Genomic DNA, 17,593 nt, shown 5'->3' with positions numbered 1-17,593 from the left:
ATTGTCTATTTTCTCATCTTTTTTATTTACGTATAAATTTTTAATATTTTTTTAAAGAATACTTCCATTTAATTTTTAAATCTAATATTCAATTTTTTAAGGCTTTTCTATTTTTTTATGGATGCTTCCTCTTCTCCTTTAGTTTTATAGTAATTATACATCTCAATAAAGTAATACAGAGTATCTGAAACTATTATTTTAGCTTTTTTATAAAATGATAATTTTTTTCTATCTCATTCTCAATACAAATAAAAATTACCTACAAAATTTGATATTTAACTTCTGTTGGATTTGTTTTGCTAAACGTTTTAACTCTTTTAATACTTGTTTTTTCCTCCCACAATTTATAAAAATTAATTTCTTGTAAAGAAATATTCTCATTTATTCCTAGTATTATTTTCAATTTTGTTTAACACTTTAATAATTTTACCTACATCATATTGTTTAATACATAAGCCGCTTATATAGTAATATAAGTCTAGATTTTGAAAATTATCTTTTATTAATCCTTGTGTATATATTAATAGCCTCGTTGTTATTTCCTAACTTCGAATATAATTTAGCTAATTCTAATTTATATTCGAAATTAGTTAGAACGTAAGAGATTACTTTTTGCAAAATATTTAATGCGAGTTTTCCTTTTTTTGAAAAAGATACTACCTAGATAATTCATATAAAACAACAGAAGACATAGAATCAATTCTCAATACATATTGTAAAGCATTAAAAGTTTGAGTATTCTCATTTTTTTTGTTTGAAACAAATAGCATCTAAAAAAATAGTTGAATTCAAGCCAATTTTCATACGATAATTTTTCTGCAAAAAGACAAGTATACAATAACAATAATACTAAAACGTAAAAAACACGATGATTATATAGTTAATCAATAACTTTTACCCCATAATTTTTATTTCATTTATAAAAGGAATTTTATTCCAGTATGTCCAAAGCCACCATCACCACGAATTGTTTTATCCAATTCTTTTACTTTATCCCACTCTGCTCGCTCATACTTAGTTATTACCATTTGACAAATGCGATCTCCGTCCATTATTGTAAAAGGTTTTTTAGAATGATTAATAACTATTACCTTTATTTCTCCACGGTAATCAGAATCAATTGTCCCCGGAGAATTAACTAAAGAAATACCGTGATTAATAGCGAGGCCACTTCTGGGACGAATTTGAGCTTCATAACCTATAGGCAGTTTAATGAATAGTCCGGTAGGTACTAATATTCTTTCTCCTGCTTCTAATACGATTGACTTTTCAATATTAACCTGTAAATCTACCCCAGCAGAACCTAAAGTTACATAAGATGGGAGAGGATGTTTCGATTTATTAATAATTTGTATTTTCATTTTTTTGAGAAAACATAAAATTAAAAAATTAGTAACAAAATCATTAATCAGAATTAATAGGTTCTAAGTTTTTTTCTTTACTTTTATCTCTTCAAAATGGGAATAAAGTGATATTTTTAGATAAGTAAGGTTTTGTTAATCTACAGTAAATTGCTGGACTCGTATGTTGTCTTTGATTTATAGTTTTGTTTATACTGTTATAAATTATTATATGCACATACGATAAATAATGCCAAATTTTAAACAAACTTTTATAAAAGCTGAGAGGCTTTTTTTGCAAAAAGAAATAAATCATCTATTTGAGCAAGGTTCTTCTTTTAATATTTATCCTTTACGTATTGTTTATTTAGAAAAGCAAACAATAAGAAAAGTGCCTATCTCTGTTTTAATAAGTGTCCCGAAAAAACATTTAAAATGTGCTGTTAAACGAAACCGTATAAAAAGACTAATACGAGAATCCTATAGATTAACTAAAAATAAGCTTTGGGAATATCTTTTTATAAAAAAAAAAGAATATTACTCGCTTTTATTTATACAAGTGATAAATTGTGTAAATATGATCAAATAAAAACAGTAATAAACAAAACTTTAGATACTTTAATAGAAAAAATATTATGAATCTACAACTAAAAAAAATAAGTATCTTCGTAGCACTTCTATTCATTCAAATCTATCGTTTATTCATTTCTCCACTATTATTTTCTTCTTGTAGATATGCTCCCACTTGCTCTGAATATGCTATAATAGCTATTCAAAAATATGGTATTTTCAAAGGTGGTTGGCTAATATTGAAAAGAATTTGTCGTTGTCACCCTTGGGGGAGAGATGGGTATGATCCTGTCCCATGAATAATCAGAGTAATTACATTTCAGTAGTTCAATTACAGCTTTTAAAATCAAATAATTCCCAATTTAAAATAATAGCAATCAAAATATAATTACACATTTCAATTATTAAAAAAATAAATAAGTGTCTATATTGTAATATGAATACAAGTATATTTGTATAATCTTGTCAATTTTTTTTACTCTAAACCATTTATGGACGATATTCCAAGTTATAAAAACAAATGTATTGATGGCTAAGTAAGAACCGTATCCCCCTTACGAAGCTTAAATTTGTAAGGAGGGTTTTACATGGAAAAAATTAAGGTACATTTTCTCGAATTAATCAAACTTAAAAAATGGAAAGATTTAAAACAAGAACTTAACAAGTTTGAGTCGTTTCAAACAGCTAAATTAATAGAAAATTTGGAAGAGACTGATGGAATCGTCCTTTTCCGTCTTTTACCAAGAGAATTAGCTAAAAAAACTTTTCAGCATCTCTCTCATGAACAGAAAGAAGATATTATTAAGGGGCTTATTAATAATAATAATCAAATTACTAATTTACTTAATGACCTTGAACCAGATAACCGTACAGCCCTTTTTGAAGAATTACCAGGTGAAATAAGTTGGAGACTAGTTCAAATGTTATCCTTGGAAGAACGTACTATTGCAACTCGTCTTTTAGGGTACCCTGAAAAAAGTATTGGAAGATTGATGACTCCTGAATACGTGGCTATCAAACCTAATTATACTGCTCAGCAGGCTTTAGATCATATTCGTCGCTTTGGAAAAGACTCTGAAACACTCAATATTATTTATATTGTTGACGATCATCGTCGTCTCATAGACGATATACGAATAAAAGAAATTATATTAGCACAACCTAATGAAACAATAGCAAACTTGACTGATAATCATTTCATTTCACTAAATGCTTACGATGATCAAGAAATGGCTATTCAAGTATTCCAATATTACGATCGTGTGGCTTTACCAGTAACAGATACTAATGGAACATTACTTGGAATTGTTACGATAGACGATGTAATGGATGTTGCTGAAGAGGAAAATACTGAAGATTTTCAAAAATTCGGAGGTACACAAGAGCTTGATGTGTCTTATACTAAGACTTCCCTTTTCGAATTAGTAAAAAAACGTGCAAGATGGCTTATTATTCTTTTTTTTAGCGAAATGCTAACTGCAAGTGCTATGAGTTATTTTAATATGGAAATATCAAAGGCTGTCGTATTAGCCTTGTTTGTTCCTTTAATTATTTCAAGCGGAGGAAATTCAGGTTCGCAAGCTGCCAGTCTTATTATACGTTCATTGGCTTTAGAAGAATTAGTCTTAAAAAATTGGTGGTACGTAATGAAAAAAGAGATACTGTCTGGTTTGCTCTTAGGTTCTGTGTTAGGACTAATTGGCTTTTTTCGTATACTTCTTTGGCAAGAAACTGGCATTTACGATTATGGGGAGTACTGGCTTTGGATAGGGTTATCCGTTGCAATATCACTAATTTTTGTCGTCTTATGGGGAACACTATCTGGATCCATGATTCCATTTATATTAAAACGTTACGGTCTCGACCCTGCCACCGCAAGTGCCCCTTTTGTAGCGACACTGGTAGATGTAACCGGCTTGATTATTTATTTTTCAATAGCTGTAATATTACTGACTGGAAAATTACTTTAAAAATCTAAATCTATCAAAAAAAAATAAACTCTATGACATTATCATCCACTATAAATAGTATATAAAATATTTATCTCTTATGTAATTTCAATTAATCGTTTGAGATAATTTTCTAAAGCAGCAGCCATAGAAGGAACGCTCGAAGTAGGAGCTTTTATATCTAAACGTAATCCTGCTTGCTCAACTGCTTGAGCAGTTGTTACCCCAAATGCTCCTATTACAATATCACCTTGTTTAAAATTAGGAAAATTTTTTAGTAGAGAATCGATTCCTGCAGGAGAAAAGAATAACAATAGATCGTAATCAAAATTTTTATTTTTATCAAAATCATTACTTATTGTTCTATACATAGTCACTACATTACATTCAATATTTTTCTCATTCAACAAATGAAACAATTCATTCCCATGTATGTTTGATGCAGGAATTAGAAAATTCTCTTTGCTAGTTTTGCAAACTAGAATCACTAAGCTTTCCAACGTAGCTGAATTCGAAAAAAATATTTTACGCTTTCGATAAATAATATATTTCTGCAAATAAACGGCTATGGTTTCCCTCAAACAAAAGTATTTTAATGATTCTGGTACTTGAATCCGCAACTCCTTGCATAAATAAAAATAATGATCTACTGCGGCTTTCGCCGTAAAAATAACAGCCGTATAATCTTTTATATTTATCTTTTGTTTTTTAAATTCTCTTAAAGAGAGTGGCTCTGTTTTAGTGAGTGGAGTAAAATCAATTTGTAAATTATACTTTTTTGCTATCTCGTAATAAGGAGATTTTTCTATTACAGGCTTGGGTTGTGAAACTAAAACTTTTTTTATCTTCAAAGTCATAAATAAATATTATACACTATTTTATTCACTATTCAAAAAGCATATCGTTATATCTATAAGTAAACACAAAGGAACGCTCACCAGAGTGTAAAGGTACAAAATAAAGTAATGTAGAATACTTTTTTTTCGAAAAAAAAGTATATAAGATCTATTTAGAATTAATATTTCTGCAAAAAGAAAGCATCCTAAAACAAAGTAAAAACAGAAATAATAAGTGTTTTTAATAAAACACATTAATAAAACAGGAATAAATAAACATAATCCACATAATGAAATGGTAGAAAAAAAATGGTTACTCCATAATTGGATATCTTTTTTTCGAAAAAAAATGTAACCTATCAAAACATTGATCAGAAATTTATATAAAATATAGGCAATAATAAACAAAGAAATAATTCCTAAATTTAGGAATAGTTGAAAACTATTTTTAAAGTTTAAGACAAATAAGTGAGATATCACACAATAAATAAAAAGAGAAAATAGAACAACTGTTTGTAGAGATAAAAAAATTTTACAGACTATTTCATTCTCATTTTTTTTATAAAATATCCTTTGCCTACCTCTTGCAGAGAATAAGTCATTTAACATTGCAAAGAATAATTTCTTCTTTTTTGTTAAAAATTGTACGTAAACAAAAAAACAGAATAGAAAAAGTATAAATATCTCATTTTGAGTTGTCTGGGACTCAGAAATTAATTCTTCTCTCACTATAACAATTTTAATTATTAGGAATCTTTCTGAAAAAAGATTTCAAGACTTTGTATGGCTTCATATTATGTCACGATGATAATGATTAACACCTTTGATTTGAATATTTTCACTTTTTGTAAGTTTATGTTCAATATCGTAATCTCCAATTAATGAAGCATTATATAATGAATTATCCAAGTAATTAAAATTACTATTTATAATTAAGCGATTATTTAATAATGTACCAGAAAGGAGTAATTCAACTTCTGTACTCTTTCTCATTGTTGATTCAGAAGGATGAAACCTCATCCCCTATTCTAAATTTATTATTTATTTCCTCAAAAATATCGGACAATTTAGAGGAAATAGAAGAACAAGTTAAAAAGTAAAGGTCGTTATTTATTCTTACAGTTTCAGAAAAAAAATAAAAGTGACCTAAAAAAAGTAAATATAGTATCTTCTGATTAGTTATATCGTTAGTAAGCATATAGTTTTTTATTTCATTTTCTAATTCAGAATTTATTTTTGGAAATTCTAAATCAAATTTTATATCTGGTGACCTCAATTGACCAGATAGTAGAAAAATACAATTAACAGGAATTTATTTCTTATGTTTAGATTTCTATTGCCTGTTTTTACATTTAAATCACGTATATCTTCTGAAATAGAATAAGATGCTTTAGCATCTATATCCGCGGAAAAAGGATTACCTTTAAAAGGTATAGAACTGCCTTCTATAATTTCAAAATTTCTAAAAAAAATGGTTCAGATTGAAATAATATTTGTCTTTTTCTATTATATACTTTCCAAATATTTTTAATGGAGCACCTATACCATACTGAATCTGTACCCTAGCATTTCCAATTAAACTTATTGTATTTTCTAACGTATGGTCAATTATTACTTTTAAAGTGGCACTATTGTTTATATCCGCTATCAGATTAAGATATATTTCAGGTTTTGAAAAATTAGTCATATTTTTTTCTTAACCAATTTCAATTTCTTCAATATGTTTTTTTTAAAAAAAAATGACAAAATCATAATCAGTAGTGTGGGGTATTTTCTCAAAATCGAATGTGAAATTCGTATTTTCATTATTATGCAACGAAACCTTTATAGATAGAAAATCTTTATTACCACTTAGTGTGACCGCCCCATTGGCAAAAATAATGCCATAAAATAAAGAATCAAAATTGAGAGGAACATCAAAAAACAACAGATTTTTACATGATAAAACAGTTGTAAAATGGAAATTATTAAATGCATTGTATTTAATAGAGGCATTAATAATTGCTTTATTTTGTATTTTTCATAAAGTTCCGTTTTATGAAAAGATATTTCATAAGGTGTAAATTTTACCCAATTATTAAAAGTGTAACAAGTATTAATGAACTTGATTCTAAATTTTCCATTACTTACCCATGCATTTCCTTTAATCATCAAATTATTTAAATCACAAAACAAAAGTACTTTGCCAGTTATTTCTCCAGAAAGATCGGATAATAGACTATCTAAATATTTATGCAAAAAATCAATTTTTGCATAGTGTATATCAAAAATAATGGAAATCTTCTTTTTTCATTGGATAAATAAGTCCATCTATACCAATATAACTACTAATTCCATTAACAATCCCCCCCTTCATCTTTACCCTATGCTTATTTTCATCCCATTATCCACATAATCTCAGATATCCCATGGTAACATTATTGAAAATAAACTGATAGATATCCAAATTAACAGTTAGGTTTCGAGTGTGAAAAAAATCCTTTATTGTAATATCCCCAATAACAATCCATCTAATATCAATTGCATCAGTATGTAATAATTTAAAGATATGAACTACATTTATTTTTTGACAATGAAATATGTAATAAATTATTTTTGTATTCAGATATATCTCCATCTATTATAATAGTTTGTTCATTACATTTTTCTATAAACTGATTAATACTAATCCTATTCACTTCTCTATCATAAATGATATTTACAAGAGGTAACAATCCAAACAGAATCATTAACAATCAATTTAGATGCGCATAATTGAACAAATATCATTGGATTTATTTTTTGTGATTCCAAACTAGTAATAATATTCAATCTACCTGAATATTGTCTTTCTCCATCACTTTTCCAGTCAATGAAAGAATAAATAGAATTATTTTGTATTTTACAATTAGCTAAAAACGATAAATTTATTATTATCCTTTTGCTTGAATGATGTGATTCCATTTAAATTTAGCTCTACATATCCTTTTTCATTATCTAAATTCAAAATTACATTTCCCATTGTTCAAACGCCAATATTCAAATAAGGACAATGTACATTTAAACAAAGTTGATTTTTTAATGTTGTATTTCAAACTAATGTGTAATTGTTGATATGTAAAAACAGGCAATTCTAATAAGGGAAATAGCTTTTAAGTATCATTGATAGTCAAATCTAATTTAAAATCGTTTTTTTTTATTGTTCAAAGCAAATCGTTTAAAATTGGCTGATGAAGTCAAATAAGATGTAAGAAAATTTTGTAAAATTCCAACTAATTTTTTTATAGAATACATCCCCCCCTTCTATTTTTCCATCAACAATATCTGAATGTAATAATAGTTGTTTTTTATTTTTCCAATTTGTTTTGACATTGATAGAAATGGAATCCATAAGATAAACATTTTTATCAGTAGAGAATTTCAATTTTCGAAATGCTATATCGGAAACATTCGCCAGAAAATTAAATTCAGATTTTTCCCCTTTTAATAAAAAAATCCTTCAGCAGTGATTTCCCCATCAAGAGTATTTGTTTTCAACAAACTCTTAAAACTGTTGGAAGTAAAGTCTCCTAATAAATAAATATTTTTGTAATAAGAAGATTTATAACTAAACCCTTTAACTGATGTTTCAATATTTCCTTTCCAATTTTTCCAGTAACTGTCAAAAGTACTATTAAACTTTATGACGAATCGAGATACTGAATTAAAATCGTTATTGCTAGTCAATCTTCTCATATTGACTCCAAAGTCAATAATTTTACCAGACAAAAATCCAGTTGTTTTTTTTCTAAACAGAATATCAGCTTGCAAAGAGCCAATTTCAGTACAAATTTTAACATTTGTGTTGAGTTTGTTTAAACTACCAGATATTTTCCCATTTTAAAGAAAAATTTTTGATTTCAGATTAAAATCATCCGATATTTTCTGAATTTCTAATGGATTGATATAAGCGTTTTTAACAACAGCATATGTATATGCTTTAAGAGAGTTATTAAGCTGATATATTTTTATATCAGCATTGATTTTCACATTATTTCTTTCACTAACTGTCAAGTTAGTTATTTTAATAACTATCTAATCTTCCTCCAAATTTACCCATCATCTCTAATTTGCTTTGAGAATAAGAAAATATCGGAACAAAAGAACAAATATCTTTTAAACTAATTTTCGAAGATTTCAATTGAAAATTGAAATGAGTTTTATCTGTAAATATATTTTCCAAATGATTATAATTAGCCACAATTTTTGTTAATAACAAATGCGACGCAGGAAGATTTAAATCAAATCTATTGATGTGTATATTATTATCCATTACTAAATCAAAAGCAAGCCGCTTTACTTGAAATCCTGATTTTTCTACAAAACTTAATCGATCTATACTTGCCCTAAATATCGTATCAGTAAATTTATATAATTGGGTAGTAGCTGCTATATCATTTAAATGTATGTCATTGATATTAAATTCGTCAGTAGTAGGTTTTTTATTTTTCACTTGATAAGAAAAACTGCCGTCTTTCAAAGAAAAATTCCGTATACTTATCTCAACATTTTTTTGCTTTTCTTTTTTTCTCCAAAAAGTATCTATAATATATTGAATATTTAGAGGAGTATCTATAGATTTTCTCGTCAAATTTTGAAGGTAAAAGTATATATTCAAGCAAAATTAATACGAATCTGGTGCTTAAAAAGTGAGAAAAAAACAAGGCCTATGACTATTCTTTTAGCAAAAAAAAACATCACCAGACTCATCCTCTAGATATACATCCTTTTAATGTTAATTTATTAAAAACTGAAATCTTATTCTGTCAATATTAACCTCTGTACCTATTTTTTCTTTCAAATATTTAGATATTATATTAGACATTTCTTTTTGAAAAGAAAGAATTTTAAACAAAATAGAGGGTAAAATAAAAAATATAATAATACAAACAGCACATTTAGTCTTTTTCATATAAATTCTATGCAAAAGCATATGAAATTTACTTTATCAAAATATGATCTTTTCCATTTTTGCCACTTCATATAAAAACACTACATTTAATACGTTGTATCTTTTTTATTAAAAATAAAGATTTTACTGAGCTTATATATTTCGAATCTATTTATACTATGAAGACAAAAACATTAGGAGGTTTGAAGAAAAGAGATTTTGAAAAGATTGTAGATAAAAAACCTGTAAAATTATTTATTTTAACAAATAAAAATAATTCTGAGATGTCTATAATTAATTATGGTGCGAGAATTGTTTCTCTCCATGTACCAAACAAAGAAGGTAAACAAATAGACGTAGTATTAGGGAAAAATAATATAAATGATTACTTGGACGATCAAGAATTTTATTTTGGAGCGATTTGTGGGAGGACAGCCAATCGTATAGCTAATGGACATTTTACCCTAAATGGTATACAGTATAATTTATCACTAAATAATGGATCCAACAATTTACATGGTGGGGTAAAAGGGTTTCACTCAGTAGTATGGGATGCCTACCAACAGGATACACAAACACTTGAACTAACGTATCTTTCTAAAGACGGTGAAGAAGGATTCCCAGGGAATCTAAAAGTAAAGGTCATTTACAGATTAACAAATACAAATATATTTGAGATAACTTATAAAGCTGTAACAGACAAAGTAACAATTCTCAACCTAACTAATCATTCATATTTCAATCTCTCCGGAGAAGGAAATCCATCTATCAATAATCACAAATTACATATCAATGCAAATACTTTTTTACCAACTAATAATGTTTCCATTCCATTAGGAAAATCAGAAAATGTTAATTATACACCTTTTGATTTTCGTTTTTTCCCTACAATAGAAGAACGTATAGATGAAAATCATACTCAGCTAATTTACGGAAACGGATATGATCACAATTTCGTTATTAATAGAGTAAGTGATGATTTAGTCTACGCCGCGAAGGCTCTATCTCCAGATACTAGTATCATGATGGAAGTTTATACTACAGAACCTGGCATTCAACTTTATACAGGTAATTATTTGAATGGTAGTTTTAGTGGAAAAAATGGTCACATTTATCCTAGACGCTCTGCGTTTTGTATGGAAACCCAACATTATCCTGATAGTATTCATTTCCCAGAATACCCATCTATAGTACTACATCCTAATAAAATATTTCAGTCTAAAACTGAATATCGGTTTACTATAAAAGATTTTAGTAATAATATTTGATTGTAAGATAATCAAATATTGTACTTTTTTTTTAAAAAAAAGTTGTGCTTTCGGATACGAAATGACTGTCTTAGAAGAGATTATATGAATATAAGAGAGAAAATGCCTAAATTTTTATTATAGATTCACTACATATGACTTTCCAAGTCTTGGACTCAGTTTTTAATAGAAATTTTACTTAAAATAGGTCTGACGTTTGTTAGACGAATTGCGATATTTTCTCAACACAGAATACAGTAATTCTTGGTAATAGAATTCTATCTTTTTCGTAGAAAGTCGAAAAAACTAGAAAAATATTGGCAGCATATTGGACAAGTTTTGCATTTTCTCAAAAAAGGAAAAAATACTAATTTAATTGCAGATGATGGAGAATATGTTACATTACTTGTTCACTGAAAATATCATGAAAAACTCGACTTTTTTTTTAAAAAAAAGGGGAATAATTGAAGAACCAGCCTATCGTTTGCTATATAAAGCATTTTGATAAAAAAATAAAGATAACTAGATTAATAGATTTTTCTGAAAAGAACATTAATGTTAAATTAAAAAAAAATTACTTCCTCAAATTGGAATCCAATCTTCCTTCTAGCATAAGGTCATTTAGTCAATTTAAGACGTACCACCAAATATTATTTTTTGTAATGAGTAATGAGTAATGAGTAATTCGTTTAGCAATAAAATATTGACATAAATAGATTTTTGGAAAATGATCACAACAGTAAATAATTTTTTTTATCTAAACATTTACTAGATGAATAAGTGACTCCTTTGCATCTGACAAATATTGATGTTAAATTGACGCATTTAACTTCTGAAGAAATAATTTATGTAGGGATAGTATACACTAAAGCCATACAAACCGAAATGTCACAAATAATAAATATTAATAATGGAAAAGGATTCAAAAATCTACATAGCTGGCCATATTGGATTAGTAGGGTCAGCCTTAATGAAAAATTTAAAAGAAAAAGGTTACACAAACTTAATTGTTTGCACAAGTAAACAATTAAATCTAATAGATCAATGGGCTGTTTTCGATTTTTTTGAACATAAAAAGCCAGAGTATGTTTTTTTATCTGCTGCAAAAGTAGGGGGAATAATTGCTAACAATACCTATAGAGGACAGTTTATATACGAAAATCTACAAATACAAAACAATGTGATTCATGCATCTTATATAAATAATGTAAAAAAATTGCTATTTCTAGGCTCTACTTGTGCTTATCCTAAGGAAGTTCTCAACCCTATCTCTGAAGATTTTCTTTTGACTTCTTCATTAGAATATTCCAACGAACCATATGCTATAGCAAAAATAGCTGGGATTAAAATGTGTGAAAGTTACAACATTCAATATGACACTAATTATGTAGTAGTAATGCCAACTAACCTGTATGGCCCTAATGATAATTTTGATTTAGAAAAATCGCATGTGTTACCAGCTTTGTTGCGTAAAATACATCTTGCTAAAAGTTTAGTAAATAATGATTGGGACACCATCCGAAAAGATTTAAATAAACTTCCAATAGAAGGGGTTTCAGGAATAGAAAAGAAAAAATATATTATAGAAAAATTGAATAAGTATGGAATTAAAAAAAAAAATGTAGAAGTTTTTGGAACAGGTAATCCACTGCGAGAATTTCTTTGGAGTGAAGAAATGGCTGATGCCTGCGTATACATAATGGAGAAGATAAATTTTATTGATTTAAAATCTACAAAAAAAGAAATTCGTAATACACATATTAATATAGGTACAGGAAAGGAAATTTCCATCTGTCGATTGACAGAAATGATGGTTAAAATAATGAAATATAATGGAACAATCCATTTTAATAAAAAAAAACCAGACGGTACAATTCGAAAATTAACTAATTCATCCAAATTACATGAATTGGGTTGGCATCATAAAATAGATATTGAAGAAGGAATAAAAAAATTATATAATTGGTATTTAAATATCTATGGGTAAGATAGCTTTAATTACAGGAATTACTGGACAAGATGGAGCATACTTACTGGATTTCTTGATTAAGAAAAATTATACTGTACACGGAATTAAACGGAGCGCCTCTATGCTAAATACTAACCGTATAGATAATTTTTATCAAGATCCGCACCAATATCCTCGCAATCTTATTTTACACTATGGAGATATAACTGACTCTATGAATTTAACTCGTATAATTGGAGAAGTTCAGCCAGATGAAATTTACAATTTAGCTGCTCAAAGTCATGTAAAAGTAAGTTTTGATACACCGGTATATACTGCAAATGTAAATGGACTAGGGATTTTACGTATATTAGAGGCAGTTCGCCTTTTAGGATTGATTAATAAAACACGTATATATCAAGCATCTACTTCAGAATTGTTTGGATTAACGAGAGAAGTACCACAGAAAGAAACTACACCATTTTATCCATGTAGTCCATATGCAATAGCTAAGCTATACGCCTATTGGATTGCAGTTAATTACCGAGAAGCGTATAATATGTTCGCTTGTAATGGTATTTTGTTCAACCACGAATCTGCTCTTCGTGGAGAAATATTCGCAACAAGAAAAGTAACACGAGCTCTGTCCCATATAGTATTGGGTATTCAAAATGAATTATATATGGGGAATCTTTCTAGTAAACGCGATTGGGGGCATGCCAAAGATTATGTCCGAGCAATGTATCTAATTTTGCAACAAGACAAACCAGACGATTACGTAATTGCAACTGGTGTAACAACTAGTATTCGGGATTTTATTTCAAAAGCATTTAAAAAAATAGGAATAGATATTCTATTTAGAGGAGAGGGAATAAATGAGACCGGAAAAATTGTAAATGTAGATGAAACAATATTTTCAATGAAAGTAGGAGAATCTTATTTAAATATAATTCGAAAAAAACTTGGATCAGAAGTAGTTAAAATAGATCCAGCATATTTTCGTCCCTCAGAAGTTGAATTACTGATGGGTGATGCAACAAAAGCACATAAAAAACTAATGTGGAACCCCCAATATAATTTGGACATGATTATTGAAGAAATGACTTCAATAGATATAAAAGAAGCAAAAAAAAAGATTTTAAAAGAAAATAGATAACAGATTTTAATATATTCTTAATTTTATCAGTTTTCTAAACTAGACTTGATTCAGACAATCATAAACTAGCAATTACCTAAGACATTATACCTCATAAATTATTTTAATAAAATAGTTTATGAGGTAATTCTCTAAACTGCAATAATTAATGTTGATAAATATTAATTATTTTATAAATCTTCATACTTAACTTACATCCATAAAAAAATAGAATACCAAAAATTTTTGTTATGTCAATACCTTTTATATCCTCTAAAATAGTTTTTCAATATCTATTGCTCATTATAACTTTCGTGTTCCCAATTCAAAAAAACAATAACATTAATGCTATCCAGATATTTATCATACTTTCTTAGTTCCTTTTTCTAGATATATTCTATTAATATGTAAATTGCTATGAGCTTCCTAAATAGAGCTCTATCTACTTCCTAATACTCTACTAGCAAATACATATTTAAGATAACCACATAAACATATAACAACTAAACTATGTAAAAAGAACAATTTACTGGTGTAAAGTTTAATTATTAGTATTAGTTACTAATAATTAAACTTTACCTGAAAAGCACCTTTTCAATATTGTATAAATCGAATTCTTATGGAATTTAAAAGAATTCGATTTATACAATCTCAACGTCAAACAACAGACAATAAAAAATTCATTCCAGACTGTACTAAAAGTCTAGCCTCTTTTTGACTTGAAGCCTCAGCATAGATACGTAATACTGATTCTGTATTTGATTTTCTAAAATGAATCCAACAATTATTCGGGAAATCAATTTTTATCCCATCGGTTTCATTTATAAAATAAGCTGCATATTTCTTTTTAATAGAATTAAACAACATATCAACGTCTTTATCAGGAGTTAAATCTATATGACGTTTTATCATATGGTAACTAGGGCAACATGCACGAAGTTCACTAACTTTTTTGCTAGATTTGGCTAAATAAGTTAGAAATAAAGCAATTCCTACCAAAGCGTCTCGTCCATAATGTGATGTAGGATAAATTATTCCTCCATTACCTTCACCTCCAATAATAGCATCAGTTTCTTTCATTTTTCTCACTACATTTACTTCACCTACCGCAGATACAGTATAAATACAACCATACTGTTCCGTGATATCGCGTAAAGCACGAGTAGAACTTATATTAGAGACCGTATTGCCTGGTGTATGAGATAAAACATAATTGGCTATTGAAACTAATGTATATTCTTCTCCAAACATACCTCCTTTTTCCGTGATAATTGCCAAACGATCTACATCTGGATCTACAGCAAATCCAATAGAAGCTTTTTTTTTTTCACTATTTCTGCAATTTTACTTAAATTTTGAGAAATTGGTTCAGGATTATGAGCAAAAAATCCTGTTGGATTAGAATTTATACAAAAAAATCGTTCAACTCCCAAAGCTTCTAGTAATTGAGGTAGAATAATTCCTCCAACTGAGTTAATTGTATCAATCACCACTTTGAAATTAGCTTTTTGAATAGCGTCTTTATCTACTAATTTTAAAGCCAAAATATGATCTATATGCTTTCTCCCATAAGAGGTGTCTATTGTTACTTTCCCGAGTTTGTCTATTGATACAAAAGAAAAAGATTCATTTCTTACAATTTGTAAGATTGCATTCCATTCTACATCATCGAGAAATTCCCCCTTCTCATTCAATAGTTTTAGAGCATTCCATTGTTTTGAATTGTGAGAAGCTGTAATAATAATTCCACCAGATGCTTTTCCAAATATGACAGCTAATTCAGTAGTAGGAGTTGCAGCTAAGCCAATGTCTACTACATCTAATCCCATTCCTACTAATGTCCCAATTACTAAATTTCTAATCATGGAACCTGAAATACGAGCATCACGTCCCAAAATAATTTTTTTAGAAAAAATATTTTTAGATCGAATCAAAAAAGCATAAGCAGCAGTAAATTTTACAACATCTAATGGGGAAAGACTATTACCAATTTTTCCACCAATAGTTCCCCGAACCCCTGATATAGATTTAATTAAAGACATAACAATGTATTAAAATTTTTGCATATCAAACTCCACAAAATACAGTAAAATTATCTACACAATCCTACCGTACTTAAAAAAATCTCACATAATAAACTATAAATTAAAAATATTTGTTCTATATCTTGTCTACTAATAAATGTTTGTATTCAGGTAATATTTTTTCAAACAAGACAACTGCATCTTCTAATTTACCTTCAAATTCTCCTCCTGATGCGTTTAGATGCCCCCCTCCACCAAATACTTCAGAAGCAAATTGATTACTTGGAAAATTCCCTTTAGAACGAAAAGAAATTTTCACTTTATTATCTTCCTCTCTAATAAATACAGAAAAAATAATCTTTTCAATATTTAAAGGGATATTAACAAATCCTTCTGTATCTCCTTTTTTAAACAGAAATTTTTGCTGTTCTTCGAGTGAAAGTGTAATCAAAGAGGTATGATATTCTTCAAAAATCTTCATTTTTTGATATAATACATAACCTTGTAAACGAATTCTACTTTCTGAATAAGTATTATATACTTTATTATAGATAGCATCTTTATCTATACCCTTTTTTAATAATTCTTTTATAATATAATAGATTTCCTCTCTGTTAGAATTATAGGTGAAAGCACCAGTATCAGTCATCATACCTATATAAATACATTCAGCAGAACTTATATCTATATACCTAAGCATATTCATTCGGTAAATGAAATAAAAAATCAATTCACTAGTGGAAGAAAGTTCGGGATAAGAAATTGTAAGATCACAAAAATATTCTGGAAAAGGATGATGATCTATTAATATTTTTTTTGCAACAGATTCTTTCACCCAAGGAGCTAATCGCTCTATTCTTCGAAGAACATTAAAATCCAAACAAAAAATCAAATCAGCGTTTCTAATATATTGCCTTACAATATGCTCTTCTTGCTCACTAACTATAATATTTTTTGATCCATTTATCCACTTAAGAAAAGAAGGGAAATTATTGGGTACGATTACATTGACAGATTTACCTAATTGAAAGAAAAAATGATACAAGGTTAATGAAGAACCTATCGCATCTCCATCAGGAGAAACATGAGTAACAATAACAATTTTGTTGGATTGATCTATAATTTCTTTAGCTTTTCGAACAGTACTTTCTGCAATAATTTTACTTAGTATCATATTATATAGCTTCCTAAAATATCATCATATTTTTTTGCCTAAAATGTGATGATAAACGCAAATCAACAAAAGAAAAAAGCGAAAGTAATCACTTTTTAGCAACGAAAAGACAATTTTAAGAAAAATTATCAGAAACGAGAATATTACCTCCAATAAAACAAAATTAAACAGTATAAAAACTGAAAAAAATAGCAATCCAGCAAATAATATGCAATACACAGATAATTCGATAGGAAATAATCTAAAAATAATGAAAACAAAAGTATGAAATAAATTCAGAAAATATTAATTAACAAATTACCTATTCTTTTACATTTTTACTAAATAGGGATATGTAAACTATATATTACAGAAGCAAAACCAAACTGAAATAATATATTTCATATAAGCATATGAAAATAACAAAATTAGTTAAAACATTTACTTAAGTAATGACTTATGAGATATCAATAAGCCAATAT

The 17,593-nt window shown here is 27.8% G+C and carries 17 protein-coding genes and 1 pseudogene; 7 read left to right on the top strand and 11 right to left on the bottom strand.

The features are described from left to right. Positions 1 to 917: 917 nt before the first annotated feature. Positions 918 to 1,361 carry a dUTP diphosphatase gene (dut, locus tag ACZ5QM_RS02375; protein ID WP_464182401.1) on the bottom strand — a complete coding sequence of 148 codons (444 nt, stop codon included), beginning with the start codon at positions 1,359 to 1,361 and terminating at the stop codon, positions 918 to 920. Positions 1,362 to 1,590: 229 nt separating this feature from the next. Here dut and rnpA point away from each other — a divergent pair, with 229 nt between their 5' ends. The 3 genes from rnpA to mgtE all read left to right on the top strand — a co-directional run bounded on the left by rnpA (position 1,591) and on the right by mgtE (position 3,880). Then, on the top strand, positions 1,591 to 1,929 hold the full coding sequence (gene rnpA, locus ACZ5QM_RS02370; protein ID WP_464202992.1) for a ribonuclease P protein component: 339 nt from the start codon (positions 1,591 to 1,593) through the stop codon (positions 1,927 to 1,929). Positions 1,930 to 1,975: 46 nt separating this feature from the next. Continuing rightward, positions 1,976 to 2,209 carry a membrane protein insertion efficiency factor YidD gene (gene yidD, locus ACZ5QM_RS02365; protein WP_464182398.1) on the top strand — a complete coding sequence of 78 codons (234 nt, stop codon included), beginning with the start codon at positions 1,976 to 1,978 and terminating at the stop codon, positions 2,207 to 2,209. A gap of 288 nt (positions 2,210 to 2,497) precedes the next feature. Then, positions 2,498 to 3,880: a magnesium transporter gene (gene mgtE, locus ACZ5QM_RS02360; protein ID WP_464182397.1), complete on the top strand. Its 1,383-nt coding sequence runs from the start codon at positions 2,498 to 2,500 to the stop codon at positions 3,878 to 3,880. A 77-nt stretch (positions 3,881 to 3,957) separates the two neighbouring features. On the opposite strand, the gene ACZ5QM_RS02355 is transcribed toward mgtE, so the two are convergent. From ACZ5QM_RS02355 to ACZ5QM_RS02320, 8 genes are all read right to left on the bottom strand, one after another. Continuing rightward, entirely contained in the window at positions 3,958 to 4,716 is a 759-nt protein-coding gene (locus tag ACZ5QM_RS02355; protein WP_464182395.1) for a uroporphyrinogen-III synthase, read from the bottom strand. A 21-nt stretch (positions 4,717 to 4,737) separates the two neighbouring features. Continuing rightward, positions 4,738 to 5,424, bottom strand: a complete 687-nt coding sequence (locus ACZ5QM_RS02350; protein WP_464182393.1) for a DUF4271 domain-containing protein — start codon at positions 5,422 to 5,424, stop codon at positions 4,738 to 4,740. 60 nt (positions 5,425 to 5,484) lie between these two features. Then, entirely contained in the window at positions 5,485 to 5,688 is a 204-nt protein-coding gene (locus ACZ5QM_RS02345; protein ID WP_464182391.1) for a hypothetical protein, read from the bottom strand. A 469-nt stretch (positions 5,689 to 6,157) separates the two neighbouring features. Then, positions 6,158 to 6,382, bottom strand: a complete 225-nt coding sequence (locus ACZ5QM_RS02340; protein WP_464182390.1) for a hypothetical protein — start codon at positions 6,380 to 6,382, stop codon at positions 6,158 to 6,160. A gap of 164 nt (positions 6,383 to 6,546) precedes the next feature. Continuing rightward, complete coding sequence (locus ACZ5QM_RS02335; RefSeq protein WP_464182389.1) at positions 6,547 to 6,933, bottom strand: hypothetical protein; 387 nt, start codon at positions 6,931 to 6,933, stop codon at positions 6,547 to 6,549. 302 nt (positions 6,934 to 7,235) lie between these two features. Beyond that, positions 7,236 to 7,424 (bottom strand): hypothetical protein, encoded by a 189-nt coding sequence (locus ACZ5QM_RS02330; protein WP_464182388.1) that lies wholly within the window; start codon positions 7,422 to 7,424, stop codon positions 7,236 to 7,238. 733 nt (positions 7,425 to 8,157) lie between these two features. Further along, positions 8,158 to 8,484: a hypothetical protein gene (locus tag ACZ5QM_RS02325; RefSeq protein WP_464182386.1), complete on the bottom strand. Its 327-nt coding sequence runs from the start codon at positions 8,482 to 8,484 to the stop codon at positions 8,158 to 8,160. Positions 8,485 to 8,737: 253 nt separating this feature from the next. Next, positions 8,738 to 9,304 (bottom strand): hypothetical protein, encoded by a 567-nt coding sequence (locus ACZ5QM_RS02320; protein WP_464182385.1) that lies wholly within the window; start codon positions 9,302 to 9,304, stop codon positions 8,738 to 8,740. Between the two features lie 479 nt (positions 9,305 to 9,783). Between ACZ5QM_RS02320 and ACZ5QM_RS02315 the strand changes: the two genes are divergently transcribed. The 4 genes from ACZ5QM_RS02315 to gmd all read left to right on the top strand — a co-directional run bounded on the left by ACZ5QM_RS02315 (position 9,784) and on the right by gmd (position 13,955). Then, complete coding sequence (locus tag ACZ5QM_RS02315) at positions 9,784 to 10,872, top strand: aldose epimerase family protein (RefSeq protein ID WP_464182383.1); 1,089 nt, start codon at positions 9,784 to 9,786, stop codon at positions 10,870 to 10,872. A gap of 243 nt (positions 10,873 to 11,115) precedes the next feature. Then, the gene (locus ACZ5QM_RS02310) at positions 11,116 to 11,268 is read left to right on the top strand and encodes an adenosylhomocysteinase (protein ID WP_464182382.1); all 153 of its coding nucleotides are present in this window, start codon (positions 11,116 to 11,118) and stop codon (positions 11,266 to 11,268) included. 493 nt (positions 11,269 to 11,761) lie between these two features. After that, entirely contained in the window at positions 11,762 to 12,838 is a 1,077-nt protein-coding gene (locus ACZ5QM_RS02305) for a GDP-L-fucose synthase family protein (protein ID WP_464182381.1), read from the top strand. Further along, positions 12,831 to 13,955 (top strand): GDP-mannose 4,6-dehydratase, encoded by a 1,125-nt coding sequence (gene gmd / locus ACZ5QM_RS02300; protein ID WP_464182379.1) that lies wholly within the window; start codon positions 12,831 to 12,833, stop codon positions 13,953 to 13,955. The genes ACZ5QM_RS02305 and gmd overlap by 8 nt, the downstream gene beginning before the upstream one ends. A 636-nt stretch (positions 13,956 to 14,591) precedes the next feature. On the opposite strand, the pseudogene glmM reads toward gmd, so the two are convergent. Both glmM and ACZ5QM_RS02290 read right to left on the bottom strand, forming a co-directional pair. Continuing rightward, positions 14,592 to 15,976 (bottom strand): annotated as a pseudogene (glmM, locus tag ACZ5QM_RS02295) (phosphoglucosamine mutase). A gap of 118 nt (positions 15,977 to 16,094) precedes the next feature. Beyond that, entirely contained in the window at positions 16,095 to 17,129 is a 1,035-nt protein-coding gene (locus ACZ5QM_RS02290; RefSeq protein WP_464203039.1) for a DHH family phosphoesterase, read from the bottom strand. Positions 17,130 to 17,593: the final 464 nt, after the last annotated feature.

The organism is Azobacteroides sp. (SeqCode), assembly GCF_055395615.1.
This window is presented reverse-complemented; position numbering and strand designations above follow the sequence as displayed.

Coding starts and splice junctions, on each gene's coding strand:
- ACZ5QM_RS02345 (WP_464182391.1), bottom strand. CDS start 5,688: ATGAGAAAGAGTACAGAAGTTGAATTACTCCTTTCTGGTACATTATTA.
- ACZ5QM_RS02330 (WP_464182388.1), bottom strand. CDS start 7,424: ATGATTCTGTTTGGATTGTTACCTCTTGTAAATATCATTTATGATAGA.
- gmd (WP_464182379.1), top strand. CDS start 12,831: ATGGGTAAGATAGCTTTAATTACAGGAATTACTGGACAAGATGGAGCA.
- mgtE (WP_464182397.1), top strand. CDS start 2,498: ATGGAAAAAATTAAGGTACATTTTCTCGAATTAATCAAACTTAAAAAA.
- ACZ5QM_RS02315 (WP_464182383.1), top strand. CDS start 9,784: ATGAAGACAAAAACATTAGGAGGTTTGAAGAAAAGAGATTTTGAAAAG.
- rnpA (WP_464202992.1), top strand. CDS start 1,591: ATGCCAAATTTTAAACAAACTTTTATAAAAGCTGAGAGGCTTTTTTTG.
- ACZ5QM_RS02340 (WP_464182390.1), bottom strand. CDS start 6,382: ATGACTAATTTTTCAAAACCTGAAATATATCTTAATCTGATAGCGGAT.
- ACZ5QM_RS02305 (WP_464182381.1), top strand. CDS start 11,762: ATGGAAAAGGATTCAAAAATCTACATAGCTGGCCATATTGGATTAGTA.
- yidD (WP_464182398.1), top strand. CDS start 1,976: ATGAATCTACAACTAAAAAAAATAAGTATCTTCGTAGCACTTCTATTC.
- ACZ5QM_RS02355 (WP_464182395.1), bottom strand. CDS start 4,716: ATGACTTTGAAGATAAAAAAAGTTTTAGTTTCACAACCCAAGCCTGTA.
- dut (WP_464182401.1), bottom strand. CDS start 1,361: ATGAAAATACAAATTATTAATAAATCGAAACATCCTCTCCCATCTTAT.